We start from the raw sequence: 4,893 nt of genomic DNA on the forward strand, positions 1-4,893 counted from the left end.
CGCCGGTCCCGGTGCCGCCCGGCCCGGTACCGGCTCCGGCGGTGCCCCCGGACCCGCCCGGGCCACCCGGACCACCAGGTCCGCCGGCTGGCTCCGGGCCACCAGGCGCTCCCGCCCCAGGCGCGCCGCCGGCCGGGGTGACGACGATGACATCGTCGTCGAGCTGGTAGGTCTCTGACAGTGGGACCAGGTCGAGCTCCATCCCGGGCAGCGCCCAGTCTGGCTGGCTGACCATCTCGACCAGGTCCCGCCGGCCGCCGGGGCCGGTGAGCAGCAGGTAGCAGGCCAGGCGGGCGGCCCGGCCGACGGCGGTGTCCAGCGCGCGGTCCACCAGGTCGGTGATGGCCGCGGCGTGGTCCGCGGCGCTCTGCCCGGGTAGCCGGGGGTGTGCCTGCTCGGCGGCCCGCCGCCAGGACTCGGCGTAGAAGTCGGTGACCACCGTCCGGGCCTGCGTCGCGCTGCCCTGCCAGCGCAGCCGGTACACCACTCCCGGGTCGAAGCTGAGCGCTTCACCCTCGCGCTGGCCGAAGCGGGGGAAGCGGAACCGGCCGAGCGGGAAGGACGACTCCACCCGTTGCTCGCCCGGGTGGACCGCCCCGATCTCGTAAGCCCCGGACGGGCCAAGGAACAGCACGCCGACCAGCCCAGACGCCGACGGCGCCACCGACGAGACCCGGACCGCCCGCAGCGCCGTCCGCACGTAGTTCTCGGCCGTCACCGGCGACCAGACGGTGGTCGACTCGGTCCGCCCCGGCGGGCTCGCCGCGGCCCCGGGCTCGCCGCCGCCGTCGTCGTCGAGGACCTCGACCGCCGCGTCGCCGCCCTGGTAGGAGGGGATGACGTAGCTCCGCAACGGCCGGCTGAACCGGGCGGTGTCCACCGCCTCACAGACCGGCGGCTGCGCCGCGGATGTGCGGCGCAGCACCCCGTCGGACACCCCGGCGGCGGCCACCGCCCGACCGATCGCCCCGGCCACCACACGTTCCACGGCGGCCCGCTGGTCTTCGGTGAGCCCGGACGCCGCCGCGCCGGCCCAGCTGATCTCTGCGGGCAGCACGCGCACGCCCATCCCGTCCGGCAGGCCGTCGAGCACCCGGCCGCGGCTGGCCCGCACCGCCCGGGTCACGCCGGCCTCGACGGCGTCCGCCAGCAGGTCGGCGTCGGTCAGCCGGGTGGCGTCGACGACAAGCCGGACGGGGTGCACGACGCGGGTGGTCATCAGTCCCGCAGCCCGCGCACGATGTGCCGCGCGGCCAGCTTCGCGATGGCCTCGACGTCCGGCGCCTGCGCCTCGCGCACCTCGATCACGACCGGGAAGTGGTACTCGACGACCGCGCGCGGGTCGGCCGCGGCCGGTTCCAGCTCGGCCTCGCTGCCGGCGGCGGGAAGCACCAGCTCGCCGGCGTGGACGAGGGCGATCCCGGTCTGGCGGACCCGGACGGCACCGGGGCGTGCATCCTCGGCCACGCCGTCACCGGACTGTCGCGGACTCGCCGGACTTGGGCTCGACCGTCGCCGAGAGGCTGAAGCCGGAGAACACCGACGAGGGGGCGCCGGCGATCGGGGCGGCGGAGGTGATGACGCAGTCGCTGATCACGATCTTGGTGAATGACCAGTCCGCGCCGTGCTCGGTCTCCTGCAGGATGATGTCGAACCGCGCGCCCGCCAGGGCCAGCGCCGTAAGCTGCGCCGCGGAGTCCCCGATCGCCTTCACCGAAAGGGAGAACGTGATGGTGGACGGGGTGTAGACCACCCCGATGTGCGTCTCCTCGATGGAGTTGAGCACCTCCGCGCCGAGAGTGAAGGTCGGCGAGAAGGAGTCCACTGGGACGATCTTGTGAACGCCGTCGGTGTTCTGCCAGGAGACGGCGAGCCTAGACCTCCAGTCGGGCATGACATGTCCCCTTCCGTTGAGCGGCGATGACGTCAGAAGGTCGGCGCGAGGGTGACGACGATCCGGTGGGTGGCCGGGCCGAGCACGACCTCCAGCGCGACATCCACCGCGCGGTTGGCCCGGGTCTGGGCGACGAGCGCCTGGTCGGCCGCCGAGCGGGATTCTTCCGGCAAGGTCAGGATGTCCAGGACCGGGATGCCGATGCGGAAGCCGTCGATGGCCGACGAGCGTTGCAGCGGCCCGAGGATGCCCTCGATCCGGGCCTTGAGCAGGATCAGCCCGGACCGGGTGATCCGGGCGTCGCCCACCAGGCCGATCAGCCCGGCCTTGAGCCGGAAGTCGATGTCGTCCAAGGTCCGGACGGTGTCGATGAACAGCTGCGTGGCGTCGGTGGTGAAGCAGCGATCCTCCGCGAAGTGCAGGCCATCCCCCACGATGAGCGCCGGATCGATGACCGGGATGATCCCGGCCTCGGACAGCTCTCGGATCTCGCCTGGGCTGTACTGCCCGGCCAGCGGCATCTGGATGCCGCGGACCCGCTTGAGCACGACGGACACCTGCGGCGGGTACCCGGCGATCGCGGCCGCCGCCGCGGCGGCCACGTCCCCGGTCGCGCCGCGGGCGGCGACCACCACCATCCGGCTGGAGTCGCTGCGCAGCGGGGTCAACAGGTCGACCAGGTCATCGACGTAGGTCGCGCTACGCGGCCGGGCCGGGTCGACCATGGCGACACCGATCCGCTTGTTGCCCTCGGCGGACATCGACTCCACATGCGCCTTCAGCGCGTGCAGACCGGTCGCCGCCTCGGCGCCAGCCGGCGCTCCGACGGCCGTGGTCCCGGCCAGGACCACGAAGGTGACGTCGTCGGCGGCATCCAGCGGGGCCAGCGCTTCGGCGAGCGCCGTGCCCGCCGCACGGACGCCGTAGACCGTGCTCGGCTTGGGGTCCTGCAGAAGCGCGACCCGCAGCGCCTCGTACAGCGGGTTCGCCTCCACCACGCCGCCCTGGATGCTGGAGAACAGGGTGCCGGCGTCGGCCAGGGAGCTGACGAGTCGCGGGGTGTTCACCGCCGCCGTCCCGCCGCGGGGGCCGTCCGGGGTGGCGCCGACCACGGCGAGCATACCCGGTGAGCGCTGGGACACCGGCTGCAACGCCGAGGTGTCGATGCGGACCTCGACGAAGGGGTACGCGGCGGCGACGGGCATGGCTTCCTCCGAGGTCCTAGCTGAGGGTGGCGGTGACGAGGGCGATGCCGTGACGGGCGAGCCAGGACGCCGCGATAGCCCGTCGTGCCGCCCGGAGCTGTTCCGGGGTACCGGCGGTTGGGCCGGGCCAGCCGTCGTCGTCGAAGACGGCCTCGGGCAGCAGCCAGACCACGACCACGGCGTGCCGCCGGCGCAGGTGCGGTTCCGCCTTGGGTTCGCCGCCGGCGTCCACCACCCGCTGGCGGACGACGGCGCTCTCGCGCAGCAGAGCGGCGATGCCGCTCCCGGCGCCGCGGGCCAGGATCGGTGCGGTGACCGGCAGCCGGCGCACGACGGTGGCGGTGCCGGCGGGGTCGGCGAACGCCACCCGCACCTGGCCGGTGGCGACGTCCCCGGCGGGCCCACCGGGCGGCCCACCGGCTGGCCCACCGGATAGCCACTGCGACGTGACGGCGGTGACCGGCTCGCCCGCCGGCCGGTACCAGGCCACCACGGCGCCCCGCCACAGGGCGGTCACCCGCGGGACGGCGGCGTCGACCAGGCCAGCGGCCAGCAGGTCAACCTCGTAGGGGACCGGGTCCTCCAGCCGCCGGACCATCCCATGCAATCGGACCGACCCAGCGAGGTCCACGACCAGCTCGACGCTGTCGAAGACGGCCGAGTAGGGGCCCTCGAACTCGGGATGGTCGTAGCCGGCGGCAGCGACGGCGGCCAGCGCGGCCTGGTCGAACAACGCGGCGCGGGAGGCCTCGTCCGCCAGCCGCACGAGAGCGGCGTCCTCGAAGTCCACACCGCCTCCCCAACAGCCTTGTCGAGTACAGCCTTGTCGATCTCCCGGCGGTCACCGGGACCTCGTCCTGATCGCGCAGAATACGCGAGCGTTTCGGGGGCGTCCGCCGAACAGGGGAACTCCGCGGTCGCGGTGCGCGACGGAGGTGACTGCTCCGCACCGGACCCGTCCTCAGTCCGCCGCCCGGTCGGCCCTTCTCGCGATCTTGGGATCAATCCGGCGCAGCAACAGCGCGGTGACCAGGATGCTCACGACCCCGACGGCGAGGCCGCCGGCGATGTCGGTGAGGTACAAGCCACCGGGCCCGATCCACGATCGCCAGCCAGCTCTACAATGCCAAGGAGCCGATGACGCTGTTCGAGCTGCAGGCGTGGCTCGGCCACCGGTCGCCGCAGTCGACGCAGTTCTACGCGAAGATCAGCCCGGCCACGCTGACTCGGGCCTACGACGACGCGGGATACTTCTCCCGCAACATGCGGACGGTCGAGGTCCTCGTCGACCGCGACGCCGTCGCCTCCGGGGCCGCCGCAGCCGGCGAGCCCTGGCAGCACTACGACCTCGGCCACGGCTACTGCACCTACACCTTCTTCGAGCAGTGCCCGCACCGCATGGCCTGCGCCAAATGTGACTTTTATACCCCGAAGGGCTCCAGCAAGGCACAGATCCTGGAGGCCAAGGAGAACCTGCAGAAGATGCGGGCGATGATCCCGCTCACCGAGGACGAGCAGGCCGCCATTGACGACGGCAGCGCCGCCCTCGACCGGCTGCTGGAACGGCTCGCCGGCATCCCCACATCGGCCGGGCGGCCGACACCCCGACAACTCGATCTCCCGGCCCGCGCCACCATCCTCCCGATCGTCGGTGTCCACCAAAGCCCGGGAGGGTCGATTTGACAACTCTGATTCCACAGAAAGACCAAGCGGATCATGCACCAGATGCACGGCCGCGCCGGCTTCCCGCTCCTCCGCCACCGGATCCTCCTTGGCTAACGCACAGTCACCGCC

Annotated in this window: 7 protein-coding genes; 1 reads left to right on the top strand and 6 read right to left on the bottom strand. The window is 72.9% G+C overall.

The window, feature by feature from the left end:
• From AC08OT_RS19205 to AC08OT_RS19230, 6 genes are all read right to left on the bottom strand, one after another.
• Positions 1-1,219: hypothetical protein (locus AC08OT_RS19205; RefSeq protein ID WP_476603147.1), on the bottom strand; the 1,219-nt coding region annotated here is incomplete at its 3' end.
• Positions 1,219-1,467 (bottom strand): hypothetical protein, encoded by a 249-nt coding sequence (locus AC08OT_RS19210; RefSeq protein WP_476593250.1) that lies wholly within the window; start codon positions 1,465-1,467, stop codon positions 1,219-1,221. The genes AC08OT_RS19205 and AC08OT_RS19210, both read right to left, overlap by 1 nt.
• A 4-nt stretch (positions 1,468-1,471) precedes the next feature.
• Positions 1,472-1,894, bottom strand: a complete 423-nt coding sequence (locus tag AC08OT_RS19215; protein WP_476593251.1) for a hypothetical protein — start codon at positions 1,892-1,894, stop codon at positions 1,472-1,474.
• A gap of 32 nt (positions 1,895-1,926) precedes the next feature.
• Positions 1,927-3,099, bottom strand: a complete 1,173-nt coding sequence (locus AC08OT_RS19220) for a hypothetical protein (protein WP_476593252.1) — start codon at positions 3,097-3,099, stop codon at positions 1,927-1,929.
• Positions 3,100-3,115: 16 nt separating this feature from the next.
• Entirely contained in the window at positions 3,116-3,889 is a 774-nt protein-coding gene (locus AC08OT_RS19225) for a hypothetical protein (protein WP_476593253.1), read from the bottom strand.
• Between the two features lie 171 nt (positions 3,890-4,060).
• On the bottom strand, positions 4,061-4,183 hold the full coding sequence (locus AC08OT_RS19230) for a hypothetical protein (protein WP_462188541.1): 123 nt from the start codon (positions 4,181-4,183) through the stop codon (positions 4,061-4,063).
• A gap of 53 nt (positions 4,184-4,236) precedes the next feature.
• Between AC08OT_RS19230 and AC08OT_RS19235 the strand changes: the two genes are divergently transcribed.
• A complete protein-coding gene (locus tag AC08OT_RS19235; RefSeq protein WP_476593254.1) occupies positions 4,237-4,782 on the top strand; it encodes a hypothetical protein in 546 nt (181 codons plus the stop codon).
• Positions 4,783-4,893 lie beyond the last annotated feature (111 nt).

The sequence above is a fragment of the Frankia sp. CgJB1 genome (genome assembly GCF_977947065.1).

Coding starts and splice junctions, on each gene's coding strand:
- AC08OT_RS19215 (WP_476593251.1), bottom strand. CDS start 1,894: ATGCCCGACTGGAGGTCTAGGCTCGCCGTCTCCTGGCAGAACACCGAC.
- AC08OT_RS19220 (WP_476593252.1), bottom strand. CDS start 3,099: ATGCCCGTCGCCGCCGCGTACCCCTTCGTCGAGGTCCGCATCGACACC.
- AC08OT_RS19235 (WP_476593254.1), top strand. CDS start 4,237: ATGACGCTGTTCGAGCTGCAGGCGTGGCTCGGCCACCGGTCGCCGCAG.